At 62.6% G+C, this 940-nt stretch carries 1 protein-coding gene; it reads left to right on the top strand.

Annotation, left to right across the window (positions count from 1 at the left end; translation table 11 throughout):
• A partial coding sequence (locus DH10_RS36100) for an SDR family NAD(P)-dependent oxidoreductase (protein ID WP_192385976.1) occupies positions 1-619 on the top strand: 619 nt, incomplete at its 5' end.
• Positions 620-940 lie beyond the last annotated feature (321 nt).

The following is a 940-nucleotide window of genomic DNA, read 5'->3' as shown; positions in this document are numbered from 1 at the left end:
GATCGAGACGGCGGGCGGCCGCGCCGCGGCGCTCGAGCTCGACGCAGGCGCGGTCGCCAGCTTCCCGGCTTTCGTCGCAGCGTTGAAGAAGACGTTGCAGGAAAAATGGCAGCGCGACCGTTTCGACTATCTCGTCAACAACGCCGGCACCGGCCTGCGCAAGCCGATCGCCGAGACGACAGAAGAGGAATTCGACACGCTGATGAACACCCACCTCAAGGGCGTGTTCTTCCTCACCCAGGCGCTGCTGCCGTTGATCAACGATGGCGGCCGCATCATCAACATCTCGAGCGGGCTGGCGCGTTTTGCCGCCCCTGGCTCATCGGCTTACGCTATGATGAAAGGCGGCATCGAGGTGTTCACGCGCTACCTCGCCAAGGAGCTCGGCGCACGCGGCATCACCGCCAACACCGTGGCGCCCGGCGCGATCGCCACCGACTTCAATGGCGGCCATGTCCGTGACAATGCCGAGATCAACCGCATGGTGGCGGGCGTCACCGCGCTCGGCCGTGCGGGTGTCGCCGACGATATCGGCCCGATGATCGCCTCGCTGCTGTCGCAGGACAATCGCTGGGTCAACGCGCAGCGCATCGAGGTCTCGGGCGGCATGAATATCTAACCCCACGCCTCGGGCGCCAACCCTCATCCGAGCTTCGCGCCGTGTTTTGCCGCTATTTGCCGGCGAAACATGGCGCTTTGCGCATTTATGGCATTCAGCGAACCGGTGTTTTGCTGCATGCGGAGCGGCCGAAAAAATTTCCTGCCATTGCCCCTTCCCGCGCGCCTTGACTCTCGCAATCCGCCAGCCTATTTCAGCGCCACGTTAGCACTCGCCTTTGGTGAGTGCTAACTCATATCCGGCATCGCCGGATGGAGGAACAGTTCTCACCGTTCTCATCGAGGAAGACAAGATGGCAAAGTCCAAGTTCCGCCCGCTTCA

This window comes from Mesorhizobium silamurunense (genome assembly GCF_014843825.1).
Classification (GTDB): domain Bacteria; phylum Pseudomonadota; class Alphaproteobacteria; order Rhizobiales; family Rhizobiaceae; genus Mesorhizobium; species Mesorhizobium silamurunense.
This window is presented reverse-complemented; position numbering and strand designations above follow the sequence as displayed.